The organism is Streptococcus australis (assembly GCF_015553625.1).
GTDB classification, from domain to species: Bacteria; Bacillota; Bacilli; order Lactobacillales; family Streptococcaceae; genus Streptococcus; species Streptococcus australis_B.
Genome location: NZ_JADNGY010000005.1, coordinates 127887 through 149781, shown reverse-complemented (window position 1 = coordinate 149781; position 21895 = coordinate 127887). Strand labels below are relative to the sequence as shown.

The 21895-nt window shown below is 41.4% G+C and carries 21 protein-coding genes, 1 tRNA gene and 1 other RNA gene; 2 read left to right on the top strand and 21 right to left on the bottom strand.

Features of this window, described 5'->3' with window-relative positions:
* Positions 1–19 precede the first annotated feature (19 nt).
* From pyk to dnaG, 10 genes are all read right to left on the bottom strand, one after another.
* Positions 20–1525, bottom strand: coding sequence for a pyruvate kinase (pyk, locus tag I2D56_RS06045; RefSeq protein ID WP_023022804.1), 1506 nt, complete (start codon positions 1523–1525; stop codon positions 20–22).
* A gap of 60 nt (positions 1526–1585) precedes the next feature.
* The gene (gene pfkA / locus I2D56_RS06040; RefSeq protein ID WP_195348190.1) at positions 1586–2599 is read right to left on the bottom strand and encodes a 6-phosphofructokinase; all 1014 of its coding nucleotides are present in this window, start codon (positions 2597–2599) and stop codon (positions 1586–1588) included.
* Between the two features lie 85 nt (positions 2600–2684).
* Positions 2685–5786: a DNA polymerase III subunit alpha gene (locus I2D56_RS06035; protein ID WP_195348189.1), complete on the bottom strand. Its 3102-nt coding sequence runs from the start codon at positions 5784–5786 to the stop codon at positions 2685–2687.
* A 127-nt stretch (positions 5787–5913) separates the two neighbouring features.
* A tRNA-Ser gene (locus tag I2D56_RS06030) sits at positions 5914–6001 on the bottom strand.
* Between the two features lie 132 nt (positions 6002–6133).
* Positions 6134–6481, bottom strand: a transfer-messenger RNA (tmRNA) gene (ssrA, locus tag I2D56_RS06025).
* Between the two features lie 76 nt (positions 6482–6557).
* Positions 6558–7358, bottom strand: a complete 801-nt coding sequence (locus I2D56_RS06020) for a hypothetical protein (RefSeq protein ID WP_023022798.1) — start codon at positions 7356–7358, stop codon at positions 6558–6560.
* A 9-nt stretch (positions 7359–7367) separates the two neighbouring features.
* On the bottom strand, positions 7368–8075 hold the full coding sequence (locus I2D56_RS06015; RefSeq protein WP_023022796.1) for an ABC transporter ATP-binding protein: 708 nt from the start codon (positions 8073–8075) through the stop codon (positions 7368–7370).
* 155 nt (positions 8076–8230) lie between these two features.
* The gene (locus I2D56_RS06010; RefSeq protein WP_006596590.1) at positions 8231–8560 is read right to left on the bottom strand and encodes a metal-sulfur cluster assembly factor; all 330 of its coding nucleotides are present in this window, start codon (positions 8558–8560) and stop codon (positions 8231–8233) included.
* A gap of 148 nt (positions 8561–8708) precedes the next feature.
* The gene (gene rpoD / locus I2D56_RS06005) at positions 8709–9821 is read right to left on the bottom strand and encodes an RNA polymerase sigma factor RpoD (protein ID WP_048689399.1); all 1113 of its coding nucleotides are present in this window, start codon (positions 9819–9821) and stop codon (positions 8709–8711) included.
* Positions 9822–9823: 2 nt separating this feature from the next.
* Positions 9824–11611 carry a DNA primase gene (dnaG, locus tag I2D56_RS06000; RefSeq protein ID WP_195348188.1) on the bottom strand — a complete coding sequence of 596 codons (1788 nt, stop codon included), beginning with the start codon at positions 11609–11611 and terminating at the stop codon, positions 9824–9826.
* Between the two features lie 240 nt (positions 11612–11851).
* Between dnaG and mscL the strand changes: the two genes are divergently transcribed.
* Positions 11852–12232 carry a large conductance mechanosensitive channel protein MscL gene (mscL, locus tag I2D56_RS05995; RefSeq protein ID WP_023022790.1) on the top strand — a complete coding sequence of 127 codons (381 nt, stop codon included), beginning with the start codon at positions 11852–11854 and terminating at the stop codon, positions 12230–12232.
* 101 nt (positions 12233–12333) lie between these two features.
* Here mscL and rpsU read toward each other — a convergent pair whose 3' ends face one another.
* From rpsU to gla, 3 genes are all read right to left on the bottom strand, one after another.
* A complete protein-coding gene (gene rpsU / locus I2D56_RS05990; RefSeq protein WP_000048054.1) occupies positions 12334–12510 on the bottom strand; it encodes a 30S ribosomal protein S21 in 177 nt (58 codons plus the stop codon).
* Positions 12511–12657: 147 nt separating this feature from the next.
* Positions 12658–12969, bottom strand: a complete 312-nt coding sequence (locus tag I2D56_RS05985) for a hypothetical protein (RefSeq protein WP_195348187.1) — start codon at positions 12967–12969, stop codon at positions 12658–12660.
* An 82-nt stretch (positions 12970–13051) separates the two neighbouring features.
* Positions 13052–13921 carry an aquaglyceroporin Gla gene (gene gla, locus I2D56_RS05980; protein ID WP_023022785.1) on the bottom strand — a complete coding sequence of 290 codons (870 nt, stop codon included), beginning with the start codon at positions 13919–13921 and terminating at the stop codon, positions 13052–13054.
* Positions 13922–14125: 204 nt separating this feature from the next.
* On the opposite strand from gla, the gene I2D56_RS05975 reads away from it, so the two are divergent.
* Positions 14126–15094, top strand: a complete 969-nt coding sequence (locus I2D56_RS05975) for an NAD(P)/FAD-dependent oxidoreductase (protein WP_023022783.1) — start codon at positions 14126–14128, stop codon at positions 15092–15094.
* 36 nt (positions 15095–15130) lie between these two features.
* Here the strand turns inward: I2D56_RS05975 and whiA are convergent, their stop codons facing one another.
* From whiA to I2D56_RS05935, 8 genes are all read right to left on the bottom strand, one after another.
* Positions 15131–16051, bottom strand: coding sequence for a DNA-binding protein WhiA (gene whiA, locus I2D56_RS05970; RefSeq protein WP_023026645.1), 921 nt, complete (start codon positions 16049–16051; stop codon positions 15131–15133).
* On the bottom strand, positions 16048–17025 hold the full coding sequence (locus I2D56_RS05965) for a YvcK family protein (protein ID WP_023022779.1): 978 nt from the start codon (positions 17023–17025) through the stop codon (positions 16048–16050). Before I2D56_RS05965 ends, whiA begins: the two co-directional genes overlap by 4 nt.
* Entirely contained in the window at positions 17022–17918 is an 897-nt protein-coding gene (gene rapZ, locus I2D56_RS05960; RefSeq protein ID WP_023022776.1) for an RNase adapter RapZ, read from the bottom strand. The genes I2D56_RS05965 and rapZ overlap by 4 nt, the downstream gene beginning before the upstream one ends.
* 112 nt (positions 17919–18030) lie before the next feature.
* Complete coding sequence (locus I2D56_RS05955; RefSeq protein ID WP_023022773.1) at positions 18031–18408, bottom strand: RidA family protein; 378 nt, start codon at positions 18406–18408, stop codon at positions 18031–18033.
* 16 nt (positions 18409–18424) lie between these two features.
* Positions 18425–18586 (bottom strand): hypothetical protein, encoded by a 162-nt coding sequence (locus I2D56_RS05950; RefSeq protein WP_023022771.1) that lies wholly within the window; start codon positions 18584–18586, stop codon positions 18425–18427.
* 23 nt (positions 18587–18609) lie between these two features.
* Entirely contained in the window at positions 18610–19923 is a 1314-nt protein-coding gene (gene obgE / locus I2D56_RS05945) for a GTPase ObgE (RefSeq protein ID WP_120702126.1), read from the bottom strand.
* Positions 19924–19968: 45 nt separating this feature from the next.
* On the bottom strand, positions 19969–20100 hold the full coding sequence (locus I2D56_RS05940; RefSeq protein WP_023022768.1) for a DUF4044 domain-containing protein: 132 nt from the start codon (positions 20098–20100) through the stop codon (positions 19969–19971).
* A 349-nt stretch (positions 20101–20449) separates the two neighbouring features.
* Complete coding sequence (locus I2D56_RS05935) at positions 20450–21859, bottom strand: Ig-like domain-containing protein (RefSeq protein ID WP_195348186.1); 1410 nt, start codon at positions 21857–21859, stop codon at positions 20450–20452.
* Positions 21860–21895: the final 36 nt, after the last annotated feature.

The following is a 21895-nucleotide window of genomic DNA, read 5'->3' as shown; positions in this document are numbered from 1 at the left end:
ACAAGGTTGGTTAGTTAGATTAACGTACTGTACGGATACGCATAGTGTTTGTACGAACAGCTTCACCAAGTGGCACACCTGCAACGATAACGATATCGTCACCAGATTGTACAAGACCTGCTTCTACTGCTTTACGTTCTGCGATTTCGAACATATCGTCAGTTGATGATGGAGCATCTGTCAACATTGGGATAACTCCCCAGTTCAACATCAATCCACGTTCAGTCAATTCATCAAATGTCAATGCCAAGATATCAGCATTTGGACGGTATTTAGAAATCAAACGTGCAGTGTGACCAGTCTTAGTAAGAGTAACGACCAATTTGATATCCATTGAGTTTGTTGCATCTTTAACAGCTGATGCCATAACTTCTGTCTTAGAGTTACGTTCGAAAGTATCTGAGTTCAAACGTCCGTATTCGTTAAGAAGAGTTTGTGCATTCTTGTCAATTGTAGCCATTGTTGTTACTGACTCAAGTGGGTATTTACCGTTTGCAGACTCACCTGAAAGCATAGTCGCGTCAGTTCCGTCGATAACAGCGTTAAATACGTCTGATACTTCTGAACGAGTTGCACGTGGTTTTTCAGTCATTGTTTCAAGCATGTTTGTTGCAGTGATAACAACTTTACCAGCAGCGTTCACTTTTGTGATGATCATTTTTTGGTATACTGGAACCATTTCGAATGGTACTTCGATACCCATGTCACCACGAGCGATCATGATACCGTCAGCAGCTTCAATGATTTCATCTAAGTTATCGATACCTTGTTGGTTTTCGATTTTAGCGAACAATTGAACGTGACCGTTACCAGTTTCTTCACAGATTGCACGAACTTCGTTCACGTCTTTCGCAGTACGTACGAATGAGATCGCGATGAAGTTGATACCTTGTTCCAAACCGAAGCGGATATCGTCGTTATCGCGTTCAGCAAGAGCTGGGAAAGGAATCTTCGTATTAGGGATATTCACACCTTTCTGCTTAGCAATAATACCGTCATTTTCAACAACCACTTCAAATTCACGAGTATCATCGTCTTTAGCGAAAATACGAAGACCTAATTTACCATCGTCAACCAAGACTTGATGACCAACTTCAACATCATCGTAGATATCAAGACCACCAGCAACGTTCAAAGCAATCACTTCACGAGTTGATTTGATTCCTTGTTTAGTTGCAACACGGATTTTTTCACCAGTCTTGTATGAGTACTCTTTAGCATCGCCTTCGAACAACTCTGTACGGATTTCTGGACCTTTTGTATCAAGAAGGAAACCAACTTTTTTACCAGCGATTTCTTCTGCACGTTTAACGGTTGCCATACGGTCACCTTGTTCTTGGTGGTCACCGTGTGAGAAGTTGAAACGGAAAGTGTTAGCTCCTGCTTCAATCAATTGAGCAATGTTTTGTGCTGAAGCTTCAACATCAAGTTTTTCACCCCAATATCCATCATCACCAAATTTTTTACCACCACGGATTTCTACCGCAGGACCTAAGGTTGCAACGATTTTTACACGTTTGTTCATGATTTTTGTGACTCCTTTTAAAATACACTGTCTATTTAGACAAATTTTAACAAATAACTATTAGATAGAAGATAAGCTACGGTTCAACTCTGCAAGGTTCAAGTCAGCCTTGTGAGGGTTGTTCACCTTGATTTTGCCGTCTTCAGTCAAGCTGAAGAGAGCACCTTCTTCTGCACTACCAAGAATTGGGTTTTCCACCATTTGTTCATTGCGGATACCAACAGCTACACCACCGATACCAGCTTTCAACAACTTAACAGCATGTGCACCCAAACGTGAAGCAAGGACACGGTCACGCGCAGTTGGTGAACCACCACGTTGGATATGTCCAAGTTCTGTTACACGAAGATCACTTGTATCTCCGGCATCTTTCAAGACTTTACCGAATTCAGCAGCAGACATCACACCTTCTGCAAGGACGATGATGTTGTGTGTACGACCTTTCTCGTAGCCCATCTTGATGCTTTCAACGACATCTTCGATTTTGAAGCCTTCTTCTGGAATGATGATCTCATCAGCTCCTGAAGCAATACCTGACCAAAGGGCAATATCCCCTGCATGACGTCCCATTACCTCGATTACAAAGGTACGATGGTGACTAGACGATGTATCCCGGATCTTATCAATCGCGTCCATAACAGTTGTAACAGCTGTATCAAATCCGATTGTAAAATCTGTACCAACGATATCATTATCAATTGTCCCAGGAAGTCCTACAGCTGGGAAGCCATGTTCTGTCAAACGCATCGCTCCGTGGTATGATCCATCACCACCGATAACGACGACACCTTCGATTCCATGTTTCTTCAACTGCTCAATCCCTTTTAATTGACCTTCGCGTTCAGCAAATTCAGGATAGCGAGCTGAGTGAAGCATTGTCCCACCACGAGAAATAATATCCCCAACTGATGAAGCATCCAATTGATGGATATCGCCAGCAACCATACCAGCGTATCCATTATAGATACCAAATACTTCCATTCCTTCAGAAATTGCTTGGCGAACAACTGCACGGATAGCAGCATTCATTCCAGGGGCATCTCCTCCACTGGTTAAAACAGCAATACGTTTCATTTCGATATTTGCTCCTTTTTTTTCTTTTACATTCTAAATGATTATAACACAAAGAGGCTCAAATTTCTCCTATTTTCCGTAGATTTTATCGATAAATCGTTTTCATAGCAATACTTGCCAGCTCATTTTCTAACTTCTCGTTTTTCTGGACGGAAACTCCTTTTAATTGAATGGTCTTTTTCTCCTCTTCATAGCGAATAACGACAGGATAAGGACCTGGATAAGCTTTTAAAATATCTAAGACTGCCCGGTCCTCCTGGTGATCAAACAATTGAATCCAAAAACGCTGATTGGTGGCTTCTTCTGCTTCCATCAAAATCATTTGGAGACGACCATCTCTAGATTGTACTTTCCCCTTGAGATAGTAATAGCCCTTCTCTCTTATTTTTACACTATACTGGCGATAAGTATCTGGGAAAAGGGTGACATCCATCTTCTTTTGGAGATCGGAAACTTGTAAAAAGGCCATATTTTCTCCATTTTTGGTTCGGATGGTCCGGATCGATTGAACTTCGACCAGGATAGTAGCCTGTTCTCCTTCGCTTAAAGAGGCGATTGATCGAGTCGGTTTGCTACTTGCAGCTACAATTTCCACCAAAGGATGAGGGCTCAGACCGACCCCAATGACCCTCTGCTCCATTTCATACTTCTCGGCCTTGCTATAATCCTCAGCATCCATCCAGGAATAATTGGCTTCCCCAAACAAACTCCCCAATTCATCCGCAAAGACAAATAGATTAGGAAGGTTCTGAAGGACTTTTCTTCGATTCTTTTCAAAGCAGTCAAACAAGCCCAATTCTACCAGTGGCGTCAAAAGAGGAAGTTTGTGGTACTGACTTGGCAAGCGCAAGATAAAATCTTCAATACTCTCAAACGGACGTTGGTCAATAATCCAAAAGGCTAGATCTTTTGGAAGACCTTTGATATTCTTCATTCCTAGATAAATCTTCTGAGCTTGGAACTTATCTTTATAAGGAATGGTATTAATGGTCAAAGGAGCCACTTGGAAGTTGAATTGCAACGCATCGGTCAAGTAATCACTGCTAGAGTAGTTGAGCATAATGTCAAAGAAGACATCTGGATAATGGACTTTAAAGTAAGCCAATTGGAAGGCCAAGGCTGAGTAGGCATAGGCATGGGAACGGTTAAAGCCATAGCCAGCAAATTTTTCCATAATGGCAAAGACTTTCTTGGCTTTTTCTGCACTATGCCCAAGCGCGACAGCCCCCTTGATAAAGTCATCTTCCATCCGATGCATTTCTGCCACGTTCTTTTTCCCCATGGCCCGTCTGAGAATATCGGCCTTTCCTAGACTAAAGCCAGCAAAGGTCTGGGCCACCTGCATGACTTGTTCCTGATAGAGCATGATGCCATAAGTTGGTGCTAGAATCCCTTCCAAACTAGGATCAATCATATCGACCTTCTCTTTGCCATGCTTGCGTTTGACGAAATTATCGATATAGTCACTAGCCCCTGGCCGGTTCAAAGAAGTCGTCGCAACAATTTCTTCAAAACAGTTGGGTTGAACCCGTCTTAATAAACGGATAGCTCCTGCTTGCTCAAACTGGAAGATTCCCTTGGTATTACCCGCAGCAAATAAAGCAATCGTTTCTGGATCTTCTAGAGGAATATCCTCGATTTTAATATCCTTTTGATATTTTTCCTTCACTGCTTCGTGCATCCGTTGAGCAAAGGTTAAATTTCGTAGTCCTAAGAAGTCCATCTTGAGCAAGCCATTTGCCTCAACACCATGGGCATCATATTGGGTCAGATTCATCTCCTCACCCATCTTGATCGGAATTTGATTGGTGAGGTCTTCTCCACTCATGACGACACCTGCCGCATGAATCGACGTCTGACGCGGTTGCCCTTCAATCCTCTTCGCAATTTCAAAACCCTTACGGTATTCCGGACGACTTTGGATGGCTTGACGGAAGGCTAAATTCTTTTCATAAGCAGAGGCTAAGGTGTCCCGTAAGCCAATCCGCTTGGTAAGGTTGGTTAACTCATACTCTGGGGTTCCAAATCTCTTAAACACATCTCGAATGGCTTGTTTCGCTCCAAAAGTTGAGAAGGTCACAATTTGAGCCACATGAGGACTGCGGTAGCGATTTTTAACATACTGGATAAATTTGGGACGATAGACATCTGGAATATCAATATCAATATCTGGCATGGTATAGCGCTCTAAGTTCAAAAAACGCTCAAAGAGGAGATTGTTCTTGACTGGATCAATCCCTGTAATATCCAAGGCATAGGCTACTAGACTACCAACTGCTGATCCACGTCCCATCCCCATATAGTAACCCTGACTTCGACCAAAGCGTAATAAATCCCAGACAATCAAGAAGTAGTCATCAAAGCCCATCTGATGGATGACAGCCAATTCATGATGCAAACGCTCTTGGTAAACCGTCTGGTCCAGCCCCTTGCTTCTCAAGCCCTCCTCAGCCAACTCACGCAATTCCTCGACTGCAGGTTTCTCTGGATTAAAACGGGGAAGCTTTAATTGCGTATCAATCTCATAATGAACGGCAGCAAGAGTCTTTTCTAGATAAGGAATACTATCCGGAAAATTATGTGAAAATGCCCGCTCCAACTCTTCAGGTGGCAGGAACATCATAGAGGTGTCAATAGCTCCTACTTCCTTCAGACTGCAATTATTACGAATGGCGTGAAGCATCTGAAGACTCTCCAAATCACTCGTAGAAAAATATCGGACCGTATGGAGTGGGAAAACAGGACGAGAAAAATGTTTCGCTGGAGTATCCGGAAAGACACCAATCGCAAAGTCTTGGCCTAAGTCTAAATACTCAATCCCTTCAAAATAGGGAACGATGATGGCTATATCATCCAATAAGTGTTGAAAGGCTGACCAATCTGTTGTCCCCATCATTTTCATGCTGGAAATTTTAATTAAGTGTTTGTAGCCTTTGGTTCCTAATGCAACCAAACGGATAGACAAAGGACCCGCCGGTATCTCGACTTCCAAATCAAGACCTAGGACAGCCCCCATACCAGCTTTTTGACACTCTTCTAAAAACTCGTAAGCCCCATATAAATTATCGATGTCCATGAGACCAATTTGTTGGTAACCCATTTCTTTGGCACGATGAATATAGTCTCGAATAGAGACTAAACTGTCCATAAAGGTGTAGACTGATTTTGTGTCCAGCTGTGTAATCACCTTGTTCTCCTTTTCATCCGTTCTTTCCTTCTATTATACAGGAAATCCGGCAAAGAAGACACTCTTACCCATTGCCAATCCTGCCTAACAAAAAAACAGATCAACTGATCTGCTTTCCTTTCTCTTACGGAAGACATGGGATTCGAACCCACGCACGCTGTTACACGCCTACCGCGTTTCCAACACGGCCTCTTAAGCCTCTTGAGTAATCTTCCAAACTAGTATCCATTATACGGAAAAGCGCTCCTCCTGTCAACAAAAAATTTAGGAATCGCTCACAAGATATCATTACTTGATAGATTTTAAAGAAATAAAAAACGACAAGGATTTGTCGTTTGCATATATAAAAATGGAGCCGGTGGGAGTCGAACCCACGTCCAAACATCTGCCAGCATATTTGTCTACAACCATAGGTTATGTATTGCTTTAACAGCTCCTCGACACATAACTCAAGCCTAGGAACTGCGAGTCTATCAATCTCTTATCAAACTGCTAGACAAAGTTTGATCGTATCTCGCTAAAATTAAGACCTGTCATCAGACGCGAGCAATCCGAATCGGGTCACGCCTGCTGGTTTTTAGGCAGCTAGAGCGTAAGAAGTGTTATTTTTTGCAGTTATATTTAACTGAGCGTTTACGTCGCCACACGAGTCGCAAAATATGCCTCATAATGCCTGTCGAATCCGTAACGACCCCAAAATGATATACTCAAGTGTATCATTTTTTGGGTAAAATGGCAAAAGAAAAAGAGGAATTCCTTCCTCTTTCATTCTTATTGTAAGTTCAATTTGAATTTTGTTACATAATGAACGGTAAAGTACATCGCTACAATTTTCACCACTTCATAGATATAGGCAGGAATAAAGTTAACAACTAAGATATCACTAAGAGTATCAGAAGACATAGTTGCAGTTCTTGAAAGTTCTGAAATAGATATAGAAGGGAACAATCTTCCAATGATACTTAGTACAACCCAAAGGATAAATCCAAAGACGAAGGCCATCACGATACGACTGTTAATGAAGAGCTGACCCAGTGAGATGGCACAGTAGAGCATTAAAATACCTGAAATAGTCGCTAACACTTGAAATAGCAAGCTTTGCCAAATAAGAGATGACCCAATCTTTTCGAACAATGGACCAAGTAAATCAAAAATATTCTGTTGTTGAGCGAGGCCAATCACTCCTAAGAAAATAAGCAAAGAAAGAATCAAGCTAATAAAACAGAAGATACTCCAAATCAAAGCAGATGTTACTTTTACAAGTAAAACAGTATGAGATCCAGTTGGCAAGGTCCAGGTCAAATAACCTTCACGACCAAAAATATTGTTATAAAAACGACGAATAATAATGATATAGTTGGTCAAGGTCAAGCCAATGTAGCCCGCAAAAATGACCAAAACAACAATACTCCCAATAGTTAAGGCTGTGTTTTCTGTGAAAGTTGATGCCCCAGTTATAACACTAGAAGCTAATAAACCAGCAAAAATGGAGAGAATAGCAAGCACACCCGAAATAATGAGATACCACTTATAGGTTGCTTTTAATTCATATTTCATTAATTTCCCAAACATAAGAACCTCCTAATACATTCTAAATTGTTCACGGAAGATCTCATCAATCGATTTACCGTATTGGTTGCGAAGAACAGTTGTGTTTTCATGCAACAGAATACGACCTTGATTGATAAAGAGCGCTTCATCCAAGACTTGTTCAACGTCCGCAATCAAGTGGGTTGAAATCAATACAGATGAGTTTGGACGACGATTTTGAATGATGGTTCTAAGAATGTAATCACGCGCAGCAGGGTCTACTCCCCCAATTGGTTCATCCAGAATGTACAAATCCGCTTCACGGCTCATGACCAAAATTAATTGAACTTTTTCCTTATTCCCTTTAGAGAGTTGTTTCAATTTTTGCTCTGGGTGCAAATGTAAATCATTCAACAATTGATAAGCACGTTGAGCATTGAAATCCTTATAGAAGTCTTGGAAGAAACGGATTGTTTCTGAAATCTTCATATTTTCATCCAAATAAGTTGTATCTGGTAAATAAGAAACGACCTGTTTGGTTTTTGCAGACGGTACTTGGCCATGGATGTAGACATTACCAGAAGTTGGTTGCAAAAGCCCATTCACTAATTTAATAATGGTAGTTTTCCCACTTCCGTTTGGTCCTAACAAACCAATGATACGACCCGGTTGAATATTGACACTCACATCACCTAAGGCAATATGTTTACCATACACTTTTTGAACATGGTCTAAGTAGACCAAAGGGTACTGATTCATAATCTTCTCCTTAATTTAATAATGATTCTATTATAACCTTACTAAGAAGTGATTGCAAGATATAATCGTAAAAGAAGGTAGAATGTTCGTACTATTTGACATCCAAACCATCTTCATAAAAAAAGAGGAACATCTGTCCCTCCTTTAAATCAATTTTATTTAATTCCCAATGCAATCCGCGCATAGCGGCTCATCTTTTCAACCGTCCAAGCTGGATACCAGACCAATTTTACATCGACCTTGGTCACTTCTTCCATTCCTGTTAAGGCATCATAAATCTGATCCGTCAGCAAGTCTGCCAATGGACACCCCATAGTGGTTAGGGTCATATCGATTTCTGTTTCACCAGTTTCACCATCAAACCGAATTTCGTAGACTAAACCAAGGTTGACAATATCTATACCTAATTCAGGATCGATGACTTGCTCTAGATTTTCAAGAATACGGTTTTTAATTTGTTCGATTTCTTCTGTCGTATAACTCATTCTTTACTCCTTCTTCACTCAGTTCAACCCCAGGAAGAATTTTTTTGTTTACAGCAAGCCCTAGATTCAAAGGGCTCTAGAAAAGGGCACCCGGACCTGGCCACTCTCTTGTTTTTTGGTGGCCGTTAAAAAGGTCCCCCGGACCTTTTTAATCCTCTATAAAGTCACGCAATGGTTTGCTTCTGCTTGGGTGGCGGAGTTTGCGGAGGGCTTTGGCTTCGATCTGACGAATCCGTTCACGGGTCACGTTGAAGACTTTCCCCACATCTTCCAAGGTCCGCATTTTTCCATCATCCAAACCGAAACGAAGACGCAAGACGTTCTCTTCACGGTCTGTCAGAGTATCGAGGACTTCATCCAATTGTTCGCGGAGAACCACACGAGTGGTGTAGTCTACTGGATTTTCAATCACTTCGTCTTCGATAAAATCTCCCAAATGGCTATCGTCTTCTTCCCCGATTGGCGTTTCTAAAGAAACAGGCTCTTGGGCAATCTTCAATATTTCACGCACCTTATCAGGTGTCATATCCATGCGCTCAGCGATTTGTTCTGGTGTCGGATCTTGTCCCAATTCTTGCAAGAGATTGCGTTGCTCACGAACCAACTTGTTAATAGTTTCTACCATATGAACAGGGATCCGAATGGTACGAGCTTGGTCTGCAATGGCACGCGTGATAGCCTGACGAATCCACCAAGTCGCATAAGTAGAGAACTTGAACCCTTTGGTATAGTCAAACTTATCAACGGCCTTCATCAATCCCATATTTCCTTCTTGGATCAAGTCCAAGAATTGCATCCCACGTCCAACATAGCGCTTCGCAATGGAAACAACCAAACGAAGGTTGGCTTCTGCCAAACGTTGCTTGGCTTCCAAGTCTCCTTGTTCCACCAAGATGGCCAATTCTTGCTCTTCTTCATTGGTCAAAAGAGGAACGACCCCAATTTCTTTCAAGTACATCCGTACTGGGTCATTGACCTTGGCAGAGTTGCTTCCAAGCAATTCCTCATCCGTCAACTCTGGTTCTTCTTCTTCGTTGTTCAGGACACGCGCACTTGGATTTCCTTCTTTATCCGTGATTGAAATCCCAGCATCTTGAATCCGTTGCAACAAATCATCAATTCCATCGGCATCCAAAGTAAAAGGAATGACCAATTGATCATTGATTTCATCATCTGTTGCAGTACCACTTTTCTTATGACTACGAATAAACTCTGCAATTTGGACATCTAAAGTTGTGATATCTTTTTGTTCTTTCGCCATTCCTACTCCATTCTTCTTTTTTGAGCGATTAGTCGCTCGAGTTCCAATAAAGCCTGATCCGCATCTCCACTGTGAGAGGCTTCTCGGACTTTTTTCCCTATTTGTTGACTTTCTTTACGGAGAAGCTCACGATTTCTCGTTTCTTCCACTTCTTCCAGCTCATTCTCCGCTATTTCATCCGGTAAATTCTCTTCTAACATCAGATACCAGGCTCGTTGGACTTCCTCTGTCTGCTCGGACAAATCCTGCGATGTCACTTCTCCATTTTGGCAAAGAAGTTGGTACAAGGTTTGCAAGGCAGGGGTATCAAATGAAAAATCTGTCCGAAGACGATATTCATTCAAAACATAAGGAAAAGCGTTCATCCGATGAAGAAGATGATTCTCAGCCCGAACCAGGCGAGGCAACTGCTTCTGTACAACAGTTGGACTAGCAATTGGAGCCTGTGTCTGGATTGGACCTTGATTTTGACGCTGACTACGCATCTGAAGACGACTAGCATTAACCGTTTGTTCCACCTGCAAATAATCAAAATCAACCAAGAGGTCGGCTAATTTATAAATGTAGGTGTTTTGTGCCGTTACAGATGGCGTCTGAGCAATTAAAGGAGCCATTTTCTCAACAAATTCAATCTGCGCCTGCAAATTTTCAATATTGTCTGGCTTCCAATGATCCATGAGAAATTCTATGCGGCTAAGACGCGTTTTTTCCAATAAGTCTGCTAAAGCTTGCGGTGAATTCTTTTTGAGATACTCATCAGGGTCCATCTGATCAGGAATCTGGACAACCTCTACTTCCAGTTTTTCCAGAACCTCTAAAGCCTTTGCTGTCGCTAACCTTCCCGCTTTATCTCCATCATAGGCCAAGATAACCTTTTTGGTAAATTTGCTGAGATGGGCTACATGTTCACGGGTCAGAGCTGTCCCCATGGAAGCAACCGCATTCTCAATCCCAGCCCGGTAGGCTGCAATGACATCCATGAATCCTTCCATCAGGTAAAGTTCATGGTTCTTCTTAGCGACCTGCTTGGCCTTATCCAAATGGTACAACTCATAACTCTTGTTAAAAAGGAGCGTACTACGGCTGTTCTTATATTTCCCCTGAGGCTTGGTCCCTTCGGCTTGTTCACGCCAAAGTCGACCAGAAAAAGCAATAACTCGGCCAGTATCATCCGATAAGGGAAACATAATGCGATCTTGAAAAGCATCATACATAGTTCCCATATCACTAATATGAAACAGTCCCGACTCGGCCATAATGTTTTCTGAAAACTTTCCAGAAACACTCTGATACAGATAATTTCCTTCTGCTGGTGCTAGCCCTATTTGAAAATGCCGAAGCACCTCATCATCAAGCCCTCGATCATAAAGGTATTGCCGAGCATCCTCTCCCATCTTTGTCGTCATCAGGATTGCATGATAGAATTTGGCAGCCTCTTGATGAATCTCATAAAAAGGTTGTTTCCCATCTGCTTGGTGTCCCCTGGACTGAGAGGGAGCAAGAGCTTGCACCTGAATGCCTACCTGATCTCCAACAATTTGAACAGCTTCCATGAAGGAGATACCACGATAGTCTTCGATAAACTTAAAAACATCGCCTGATTTGCCACAACCAAAACAATGATAGAACTGTTTATCCTCGACGACATTAAAAGAAGGCGTCTTTTCACCATGAAAAGGGCAGAGACCTAAAAAGTTTCGTCCTGCCTTTGTCAATTGAACAACTTCTCCGATTACATCTACAATATTCACACTGTTTTTAATTTCTGAAATCAGTTGTTTGTCAACCATAAACAGTGCCTCCATTTTACCATAGAATATCATTAACTATTTTAAACTAATTTTTGTCAATTGTAAATCATTCAGATTGATTTTCATCCTATTTTTCCACATCTTTCCATAGTTTCTAAAATCAACAGTTTGCTTAAATCAACTTTTTTAAAAAATTTGAGCATAATCATTGAATTCAACAAACTTTTTGGTTATACTATGGTCTGTAAAAAATTTATTATGAAAGGACATATTTAGGATATGTTAAAAGAATTGAAAGCTTTTCTCCTTCGTGGGAACGTTGTTGACCTTGCTGTTGCTGTGATCATCGGGGCTGCATTTGGAGCTATCGTAACATCATTTGTGAACGATATCATCACTCCACTTATTTTGAACCCAGCTTTGGAAGCTGCTCATGTTAAAAATATTGCTGAATTGACATGGAACGGTGTTGCATACGGTAGCTTCTTGAGCGCTGTTATCAACTTCCTTGTTATCGGTACTGTTCTTTTCTTCGTAGTGAAAGCCGCTGAAAAAGCTCAAAACCTTGGTAAAAAGGAAGAAGCTGCTGAAGAAGAAGTTGCTGGTCCTACTCAAGAAGAGTTGCTTGCTGAGATCCGCGACTTGCTTGCAAACAAATAATCAGATAAAAAGACCCGATCTTCTAATTTGAAGGTCGGTTTTTTTGTCTTCGATTTTTCTAGAGAAACAAAAAACAGACCGAGGTCTGTTCTTGTCTTCAATTAGAATTTTTTACGTTTACGAGCTGCTTCTGATTTACGTTTACGTTTTACAGAAGGTTTTTCATAGAATTCACGTTTGCGTGTTTCTTGAAGAGTACCAGCTTTAGTAACCGCGCGTTTGAAACGACGAAGAGCATCGTCAAGAGATTCATTCTTACGTACTACTGTTTTTGACATGTTTTTCACTCCCTTCAAGTTCAAGATCTATTCTATTCTACACGGAATTCTAAAGATTGTCAAGAAAAAGTTAAAGGAATTCATCTCTGGCAACTCTCTAAACGTTTATCAAATCTATTCGAGGATTCATTCTTTTCTGAATTCCTTTCATTCATAACGATTATAAAGTTTTGATACTACTTGTTCAAATGCTTCTACTTCCTCCCAATAATCCATTGGGAGATTACTAATTTTACTTAGATCATTCTCATCAAAATGATAGACCAGATGACGCAAAATTTGAGTTTCTATCCAGCGCACATCCCTTAGTTGCGCGATAGTAACTGATTCCAATCCTACTAGATACTGACAAAGAACAGCCAGTGACTCCGAATGAAACACTTTCTTCTCATGCAAATAATATAGAAAACTAAAATAATCAGCTCTTCGATTATCTTCTATTAAATTCTTTTCTTTCATCCCTACTCCCTTTAGAAAAAACTGTTTCCTCATTAAAAGATAAAAAACACTTTCCGTAATGTCTACGAAAAGTGTTCTAGTCTTACATATAAAGGAAGTTAAAGAGAGCAATGGCAACGATTGCAGCCAAGATTGGTGCTACAACTGGTACCCAAGCGTACCACCATTTTGAATCTCCCTTGTGTTCACCTAAGACAGATTTTGGAAGGAAGGCGTGAACCAAACGTGGACCAAGGTCACGTGCAGGGTTCAAACCAGGTCCTGTAGGACCACCAAGTGATGTCACCAAAGCCATAACGAGGAATCCAAGTGCCAAGTGAGCAATTCCTAGACCAGGAGCATGTGCTTGTGACAAAGCCAATTTTGCAGCTGTTGAAGAAGCATCAAAAATCCCTCCTTGCTCAGTCGCTGCTCTTTGAGCTAGACCAGCAACCTCAGCACCGAAGAAGTGTTTTGTCAAGCCAAGTGCCCCAAAGAAAAGAACGAATGACCCTGCAAACTCATTGACGAAACCATTGATGGTTGCTGCTTTACGTGATTCAGGAGTTCCTTTATCCAAGCTAGAAATCGTTGAGAAAGTTCCCAAGATATTGTTTGGATTTTCAGTTTGAAGGTAATATGGACGGTGAGTCGCAACGACAACCAATTGTCCAAACATGGCTCCAAGAACTTGAGCAACGATGTAGTATAAAACATTTTCCCAAGGGAAGAGGCCACTAACTGCAAGTCCAATCGTAAAAGCAGGGTTGATATGGTTTCCTGATACATTACCAAACATCAAGGCTGGCATCATAACACCAATTCCGTACCCGATTGCAATCACGAGCCATCCACTTTGATGCCCTTTGGTACCCTTCAATTCAACGTTTGCAACGGCACCATTTCCTAAAATAATCAATAAAGCTGTTGCAATAAATTCGGTCGCAACTTTAACCCAAAAATCAAATTGCATTTTTGAATAATCTCCTTATAAAAAAATAATAATAATTTATTCTATCAGAATATCGAACACTTGTAAATAAACCGAACATTATTTTTAAAAAATATATCTTAATCCCTTGATTCATCCTTTTTAATTCTTGTATTATCCTCCACTTTCTATTTAACTCCGAATTATGATACAATAGGATTAGTTACACATCACAAAGGAGATACCATGTCTGAAATCTATGACATTACCATTATCGGCGGTGGCCCTGTAGGGCTCTTTGCTGCCTTCTATGGCCATCTGCGTCAAGTAAAAGTAAAATTGATTGATTCCCTCCCTCAACTAGGTGGTCAACCTGCTATTCTCTATCCTGAAAAGACAATTTTGGATGTCCCTGGTTTTACCAACCTAACAGGGGAAGAATTGTCCAAACGGTTGATCAATCAATTAAACACATTCGAGACTGAAATTTGTTTGAATGAAACTGTTTTGGATATTCATAAAAACGAGGATCACTTCCTAATTGAAACCAATAAAGACCAACATTTCAGTCGTGCTGTCATTATTGCTATGGGCGGTGGTGCCTTCAAACCACGTCCATTAGAAGTGGATGGAGCTGAAGAATTTGAGAACGTCCACTACCATGTTTCAAATATCCAACAATATACTGGCAAACAAGTTGCTATTCTAGGTGGAGGAGATTCAGCAGTCGATTGGGCCCTGGCCTTTGAAAAAATCGCACCGACAACTCTGGTCCATCGTCGTGATAATTTCCGAGCTCTCGAACATAGCGTTGAGGAATTAAAGGCTTCTTCTGTCTCTATTCAAACTCCTTATGTTCCTAGTCGCTTAATCGGAGAAAATGGCCGTGCCAGCCACCTGGAAATCACCAAGGTCAAATCAGATGAAACCCAATTAGTCCCTATCGATGAACTCTTTGTCAACTACGGCTTCAAATCGTCAGTCGGCAAATTAAAAGAATGGGGCTTGGATCTCCAACGTCATAAAATCCTCGTGAATCGCAAACAGGAGACCAGTCGTGAAGGAATCTATGCTTGTGGCGATTGTTGCTTCTATGATGGGAAAATTGATTTAATTGCAACCGGCTTAGGCGAAGCTCCTACAGCAGTGAATAACGCCATTAATTACATTTATCCAGATAAGAAAGTTCAACCAGTCCACTCGACTAGCTTATAAGAAAAATCCTTTGAATCATGATTCAAAGGATTTTTCTTACAAATTATCCAATTCTTCTGCAATCTTATTGATTTTCCGCAAGCGATGATTGACGCCACTTTTGGTCAAGGGCGTTTTCAAGGCATCTGCAATTTGCTGAATGGAATAATCGGGATTCTGAATTCGAACATAAGCAACTTCCTGAAGCTCGACAGGAAGGCCACCTAATCCAATAGTATCCATGATTTTGACGATATTGTTGATGGTCTTCATACTAGCTGTAACCGTCCGCGCGATATTGGCCATTTCAGCATTGTTAGCTCGATTAAGATCATTGCGCGCCTCTCGCATGACCTTGACAGACTCAAATTCTTCCAAGGCCTGCTTCGCTTCTACCAAGATGAGGAAATCAATAATATCCTCCGCCCGCTGCAAATAGGTGACAACTCCTTTTTTGCGTTCGATGGTCTTGGCATCTAACAAAAAGTGTTGCATCAGGTTGGCCAAATCCTGGGCATGGTCAGAATAAACCGAACTAATCTCTAATTGATAGCGTCCTGATTCTGGATCCTTGATGGTCCCACTTGCTAAGAAAGCTCCTCTCAGATAAGCGCGACTTGCTTCATCTTCTTCCAAGATTCTCGGGTCAATCCCAGTCTCAATACCAAAGAAAGAATCAGCCAAATGCAGGTCTGCAAGAATGTCTTCGACTTTTTCATCAATAGAAACAGTATAGACGCGATTCTTTTTCAAATTGGTTTTTTGGTGGTGACGAATATCGGATTTAACCTGATAAAACTCTACAATTAATTCATAGATATGGCGGGCAATCTTAGCATTCTCCGTTGTCAGAGACAAACTTAAGCCCCCCATACTCAAGCCCAAACTACCTGACATCTTAATCAGAGCAGATAACTCACTTTTCTCAAAGCGGTGAAGGGTCAAGAGCTCTTCTTTTACTTTAATGGTAAAACTCATTTAATCACCTGTACCATTTGCATCAGTTCATCCACAACAGCTTCTCCATCATGGAAGGCTCCGCCATTTTCCAAGCGTAGGAAATTGGTTGAAATAACTCGGGGCACTTGAGATTTTAAACCTGCAAAATCGTGTTCTACTTGAACCAGATATTCATCAAATCGATTCGTGTCCATATATTCTTGAGGTACTTTTTCAATATTGACCAAAACAGTATCAATAAAAGGCTTCTTCAAGTGTTTATGAAGGACGGATACATGGTCACTGTCAGTAAAGTGTTCTGTCTCCCCACGTTGGGTCATGATGTTGCAGACATAAGCGACCTCTGCTTTTGTCTCAAGCAAGGCTTGTCCAATTTCCTCAATCATTAGATTAGGAAGGATCGATGTAAAGAGAGAACCAGGTCCTAAAATAACCATATCACTTTCTAAAATCGCATCTACTACTTTTCGACTCGCTTTCGGCGTCTCATCATTATAGGTATTGGTGACATAGACATAATCAATCATGCCCTCATGATGGGCGATTTCACTCTCACCAGCGACTTCTGACCCATCCATAAATACGGCATGAAGGGTCAACGGTGTATCGCTGGAAGGATAGATTTTTCCTGTCGTATGGAAAAATTTCGTAAGCAATTGCATGGCATTATAGGTCGAACCCTGCATTTCAGAAATCCCAGCAATAATCAAATTCCCTAGAGGATGACCAGCTAGTGGCCCATCGTCTTCCGCAAAACGATATTGAAAGACTTTTTCATAAAAACGAGGCATGTCAGACATGGCTACTAGAACATTTCGCAAGTCGCCTGGTGGGGTCAATTGATGAATATTTTTTCGAAGTTCTCCAGAGCTACCACCATCATCCGCCACTGTCACAATGGCCGTAATTTCAACATCCTTTTTCCGTAGGCTATTCAAGATGACGGAAATCCCTGTACCGCCTCCGATGACGGTCATTTTTGGTTTTCTCATGAACGATTCACCGTTTCTTTCCGTCGGTCTTTGTCGCGATGACTCATATTAACCGTCCAATCTTTAGCTAAATCACGTCCGAGCCGTGCCGCAAAGGCAACTGAACGGTGTTGACCGCCTGTACATCCCATAGCAATAGTCAAGACAGACTTCCCTTCTCGTTTGTATGCTGGCAAGATGGGAGCAATCAACTCGTAAAGATGACGATAAAACTCTTCTGATTCTTTGTGATCCATGACATAGTTATAGACATCATCATCTAGCCCTGTTTGATTCCGTAGCTCTGGTTGGTAGTAAGGATTAGGTAGGAAACGAACATCAAAGACCAAGTCCGCATCTAAAGGCAAACCATACTTAAAACCAAAGGACATGACTTCAATTCGAAATTCGGGCTGACTATCTTGTCTGGAGAATTGTTCAGCAATCACTTTACGAAGATTACGGGGAGTTAATTCCGTCGTATCAATGACATTTTGACTCATGTTTTTAAGCGGAGCCAAAAGTTCACGTTCTAGAGTAATCCCATCCAAGACGCGCCCATCAGCAGCCAGTGGATGACTACGACGGGTTTCTTTGTAGCGAGCAACCAATTCACTGTCGGTCGCATCCAAAAATAGAATTTTAAAATCAATTCCTTCGTGATTCTCTAATTCGTCCAAAATGGAGCGAATTTCTGCAAAGAAAGACCGACTACGCATATCCACGACGAGAGCCAACTTGTTATTGTCCATCGAGAGTTGAATCAGCTCTATAAATTTTGGCAAGAGAGCTGGAGGCATATTATCAATGGTGAAATAGCCCATATCTTCAAAGGACTGAATGGCTACGGTCTTCCCTGCTCCACTCATTCCTGTTACAATGACCAGTTGAATTGTTTTTTCTGTATCTGTCATCCTAATCACCTTTTCCTTACAAAAAAGGAGGAGGGCATCATCTTTCCAGTTGGTCAGTCGATGGCTCTCACTCCAACATTCCTTTTACCCGAATGCATTCCTTCTATTGAGACTATACTTCTGCAATCACTTCGATTTCGATTTTGACATCGCGTGGCAAGCGAGCCACTTCTACTGCAGAACGTGCTGGAAATTCACTTGAAAATGCTGTCTTATAAACCTCATTAAAAGGTACAAAATCATTCATATCACTTAAGAAACAGGTTGTTTTCACCACGTGATCAAAGTCCGTTCCAGCTTCTTCAAGGATAGCAGAAATATTCTTCAAGACTTGTTGGGTTTGTTCTTGAATGGTTTCACCAACAATTTCACCTGTTTCTGGTGAAAGGGGAACTTGCCCACTTGCAAATAAGAGATTGCCCACTATTTTTCCTTGAACATAAGGACCAATTGCTGCTGGTGCTTTATCTGTGTGAATTGTTTTTGCCATTTTCTTCTCCTCATTCCTAATTTTCACTGGAGGCTGCTAGCTTTTCCCGTTCTAAGCGTAACTTACGATTGGGATTCAACTTATTAAAGAGTTCTTCCAATTTTTCTGCATTCCAAACGTCTGCAGCAGAGACAAAATTTCCGTCTTTATCACGAAAGGATATAGGTTTATCTCCCATCTTCTTCTCCTCTTTATCTCTAACTAGTCAACAAATTCAAATTCGAATTTACCGATTCGAACGATATCGCCGTCTTTAGCACCACGTGCTCGAAGAGCTTCATCGACACCCATTCCACGCAATTGACGCGCAAATTTCATGACAGACTCATCCCGATCAAAATTGGTCATATTGAAGAGTTTTTCTAACTTATCACCAGACAAGATCCAAGAAGCATCATCATCTCGATTGATTTCGAAGGCTGGTTGATCCTCATCAAAGCCATAGTAGACTTCTTCTTGCGCCATATCTTCTTCTGAATACAAGAGGAATTCTGGTGTTTTATCTAACAAGTCTGCTGTTGCTTCCAACAAATTGTCCAAGCCTTGATGGGCCAAACTAGAGATTGGGAAGATCTGTGGCAATTCATCAAATTCGTCGTAATTGGCAGCCAATTTTTTCTTGAACTCTTTCAAGTTTTCTTGGCTCTCTGGCATATCCATTTTATTAGCGACAATAATCTGTGGTCGCTCCATCAAGCGAAGATTATAGGTTTCAAGCTCCTTGTTGATTTGAACGTAATCTTCATAAGGATCGCGTCCTTCACTCGCTGACATATCGATGACATGCAAGATAACACGGGTACGCTCGATGTGGCGAAGGAATTGGGTACCCAGACCGACACCTTGGCTAGCCCCTTCGATCAATCCAGGAAGGTCTGCAACTGCAAAGGACTCACCTGATGGTGTCCGAACCATCCCCAAATTCGGAACGATGGTTGTAAAATGATAAGCTCCAATTTTTGGCTTAGCAGAAGTAATCACACTGAGAAGAGTTGATTTCCCTACTGATGGGAAGCCAACCAAACCAACATCCGCTAAGACTTTGAGTTCTAATTCGAGTTCGCGTTCCTGACCTGGTTCCCCATTTTCTGAAATCTCAGGCGCTGGATTCTTAGGAGTTGCAAAACGGATATTTCCGCGTCCTCCACGTCCGCCATGGGCTACAATATATTCTTGCCCATTTTCAACTAAGTCGGTAATGACCTTACCAGTCTCCGCATCTCGGACAGTTGTCCCTTGCGGTACTCGCACATAGAGGTCTTCTGCCCCCCGTCCGTGCATCCCTTTGGTCATTCCCTTCTCGCCATTTTGAGCTTTAAAATGCCGGTTATAGCGGAAGTCCATCAGCGTGCGCAAGCCTTCGTCTACAACGAAGATGACATTGCCTCCGCGTCCTCCATCACCTCCCCAAGGTCCGCCATTGGGAACATACTTTTCACGACGGAAGGCGACCATGCCATCTCCACCATTCCCAGCCTTGACCTTGATTTTGGCTGTATCTAAAAACATACTCATAATTTAACGTTTTCCTTTTATTACCAAGTGCTGCTTGGAATCCTCTTAGTAGGATAGTGCACCAAATGCTGCAGCAAAAATTGCTCCAACCGTTACAATTAACATAATCACAATGACTAGCATAGTCAATTTTTCAAAAAATGTTTTTTTGCGTTTTCCGTTATCTCCAAAAGCCACGTTTTTTACCTCTATTACAATAAATTCATTAGCCCTATTTTACCACGAAAAAGGGCATTTTTCAAACATCCACCCTCTAGAAGAAAAGGAGAGATTGTATAGATTAAACATCCTACATCCAGGTTTGTTTCAAACACTTTTTCATGTGGCAAATAAAAAAGAGGCTGGGACAAAAGTCCTAGCCTCTTAATTGTCTTTGGATTGTCGAGCAAGACGCAGTGGTTGAGTGGGCTCTACTACTCTGATTTTATCAGCAGTTACAGCCCTACTCAACTGTGCGGAGGTGGGACGACGAAATCGAAGTCTAACGAATGACCGATTTCTGTCCCACTCTCTTTAAAAACGAGGATTATTTTGTTAACTTCTTAGAGCGAAATACTGTAATACCAACTGCACATCCCAAGATACCGACAAGGAAGATAACAGGCGTCATCTTTTCACCTGTACTTGGAAGAACTTTTTTCTTACCAGATTTTGGAGCTTCTTCTTTGACAGAAGTTGATGATGAGTTTGATGATTTCGGTTCTGTTTGTGATTTAGATGGCTCTGGATCTGGTTTTGGTTTTGGATCCGGTTGGGGGTTAGATGGCTTTGGATCTGGATTTGGTTGGGGGTTAGATGGCTTTGGATCTGGTTTTGGTTTTGGATCTGGTTTTGGTTTTGGATCTGGATTTGGTTTTGGATCTGGATTTGGTTTTGGATCCGGTTGAGGGTTAGATGGCTCTGGATCTGGTGTCGGTGGGGTTTGTTCTTTCTCACCTAATCCTTCTCCAGATCCCGATTCCAATCTCAATTCGCGTGTTAAACTACGAGGCTCAGGAAAATTGGTTGCTGTCCATGTCAAAGTATTATGAACTAGATCGCCAACTTTTGTACCCGGAGCCACTCTAGTAGAGTATTCAATATACATTGGCCAATTGTAGTTATCTCCAAATTCAATAGTAAATCCTGTGATCTGACCAGCTGCATTCTTGTCGAAGACAGCTTTTTTACTGAAATTATCTAAAACTGGCAGAGTTAAAATATGGGCTTCGTTTCTAATTCCACCATCTACTGGACTAAAGCGAACCGCACGGAAACTACCTTCTACCAGTGTCAAACCATCTCCAAATTGATCTTTAATGACCATTCCACGAAGGATATCTTGACGAGCATTTAAGATAATCCGCCATTTTACAATCGTTGGATCTGTTTGGTCTTGGTAGCCATATTTCATTTCATAGTCACCAGCTTGGCCATCTGTTTTTTCGTAGTTTAATGAAAAATCTGTATTACCAAATTTAAAGGTCAGTGGGGATGTTTTGGTAACAACCTCTGGATCAACTTTCACATCAAAACGTAAAGAAACGCGTTTATTGAGAGGGTGTGAAGCAAAGTAATCGTTAAATGTAACCGTTACGGTCTTGTTTGCCGAATTGACAACAGCTTTCCCGACTGTCTGACCATTTGTTTGGCCTTCTTCTACCACATCAAATTCTAGAGCTGTATAAAAGGTTAATTCTTTAGGCAAAGACAAGGTCAGGGTGTCTCCTGCTTGAATGGATTGTGTATCTGGAAAGGCTACATTGATGGTAGCGGATAATTTTTCGTTTGTTAAGACTGTAGTTCCACTGGTTACTACTTGATTGTCCTTGGTTAGGCTTGCTGTTTGTGTATAAGACAGGACTTCTGACGCTTGAATCGTTTGCACAAAAGCATTCGAAAAGAGGACTGTGGCAACAAGGGCTAGTGACCACATCATTCGACGTAAATATTTCATATTGACCTCCTTAACTCTCACTTGGAGAGTTTACTT

Excerpts from the sequence above, each read along its gene's own strand:
- pyk (WP_023022804.1), bottom strand. The coding sequence starts at position 1,525 with ATGAACAAACGTGTAAAAATCGTTGCAACCTTAGGTCCTGCGGTAGAA.
- pfkA (WP_195348190.1), bottom strand. The coding sequence starts at position 2,599 with ATGAAACGTATTGCTGTTTTAACCAGTGGAGGAGATGCCCCTGGAATG.
- I2D56_RS06020 (WP_023022798.1), bottom strand. The coding sequence starts at position 7,358 with ATGTTTGGGAAATTAATGAAATATGAATTAAAAGCAACCTATAAGTGG.
- I2D56_RS06015 (WP_023022796.1), bottom strand. The coding sequence starts at position 8,075 with ATGAATCAGTACCCTTTGGTCTACTTAGACCATGTTCAAAAAGTGTAT.
- I2D56_RS06010 (WP_006596590.1), bottom strand. The coding sequence starts at position 8,560 with ATGAGTTATACGACAGAAGAAATCGAACAAATTAAAAACCGTATTCTT.
- rpoD (WP_048689399.1), bottom strand. The coding sequence starts at position 9,821 with ATGGCGAAAGAACAAAAAGATATCACAACTTTAGATGTCCAAATTGCA.
- dnaG (WP_195348188.1), bottom strand. The coding sequence starts at position 11,611 with ATGGTTGACAAACAACTGATTTCAGAAATTAAAAACAGTGTGAATATT.
- mscL (WP_023022790.1), top strand. The coding sequence starts at position 11,852 with ATGTTAAAAGAATTGAAAGCTTTTCTCCTTCGTGGGAACGTTGTTGAC.
- rpsU (WP_000048054.1), bottom strand. The coding sequence starts at position 12,510 with ATGTCAAAAACAGTAGTACGTAAGAATGAATCTCTTGACGATGCTCTT.
- I2D56_RS05985 (WP_195348187.1), bottom strand. The coding sequence starts at position 12,969 with ATGAAAGAAAAGAATTTAATAGAAGATAATCGAAGAGCTGATTATTTT.
- gla (WP_023022785.1), bottom strand. The coding sequence starts at position 13,921 with ATGCAATTTGATTTTTGGGTTAAAGTTGCGACCGAATTTATTGCAACA.
- I2D56_RS05975 (WP_023022783.1), top strand. The coding sequence starts at position 14,126 with ATGTCTGAAATCTATGACATTACCATTATCGGCGGTGGCCCTGTAGGG.
- whiA (WP_023026645.1), bottom strand. The coding sequence starts at position 16,051 with ATGAGTTTTACCATTAAAGTAAAAGAAGAGCTCTTGACCCTTCACCGC.
- I2D56_RS05965 (WP_023022779.1), bottom strand. The coding sequence starts at position 17,025 with ATGAGAAAACCAAAAATGACCGTCATCGGAGGCGGTACAGGGATTTCC.
- rapZ (WP_023022776.1), bottom strand. The coding sequence starts at position 17,918 with ATGACAGATACAGAAAAAACAATTCAACTGGTCATTGTAACAGGAATG.
- I2D56_RS05955 (WP_023022773.1), bottom strand. The coding sequence starts at position 18,408 with ATGGCAAAAACAATTCACACAGATAAAGCACCAGCAGCAATTGGTCCT.
- I2D56_RS05950 (WP_023022771.1), bottom strand. The coding sequence starts at position 18,586 with ATGGGAGATAAACCTATATCCTTTCGTGATAAAGACGGAAATTTTGTC.
- obgE (WP_120702126.1), bottom strand. The coding sequence starts at position 19,923 with ATGAGTATGTTTTTAGATACAGCCAAAATCAAGGTCAAGGCTGGGAAT.
- I2D56_RS05935 (WP_195348186.1), bottom strand. The coding sequence starts at position 21,859 with ATGAAATATTTACGTCGAATGATGTGGTCACTAGCCCTTGTTGCCACA.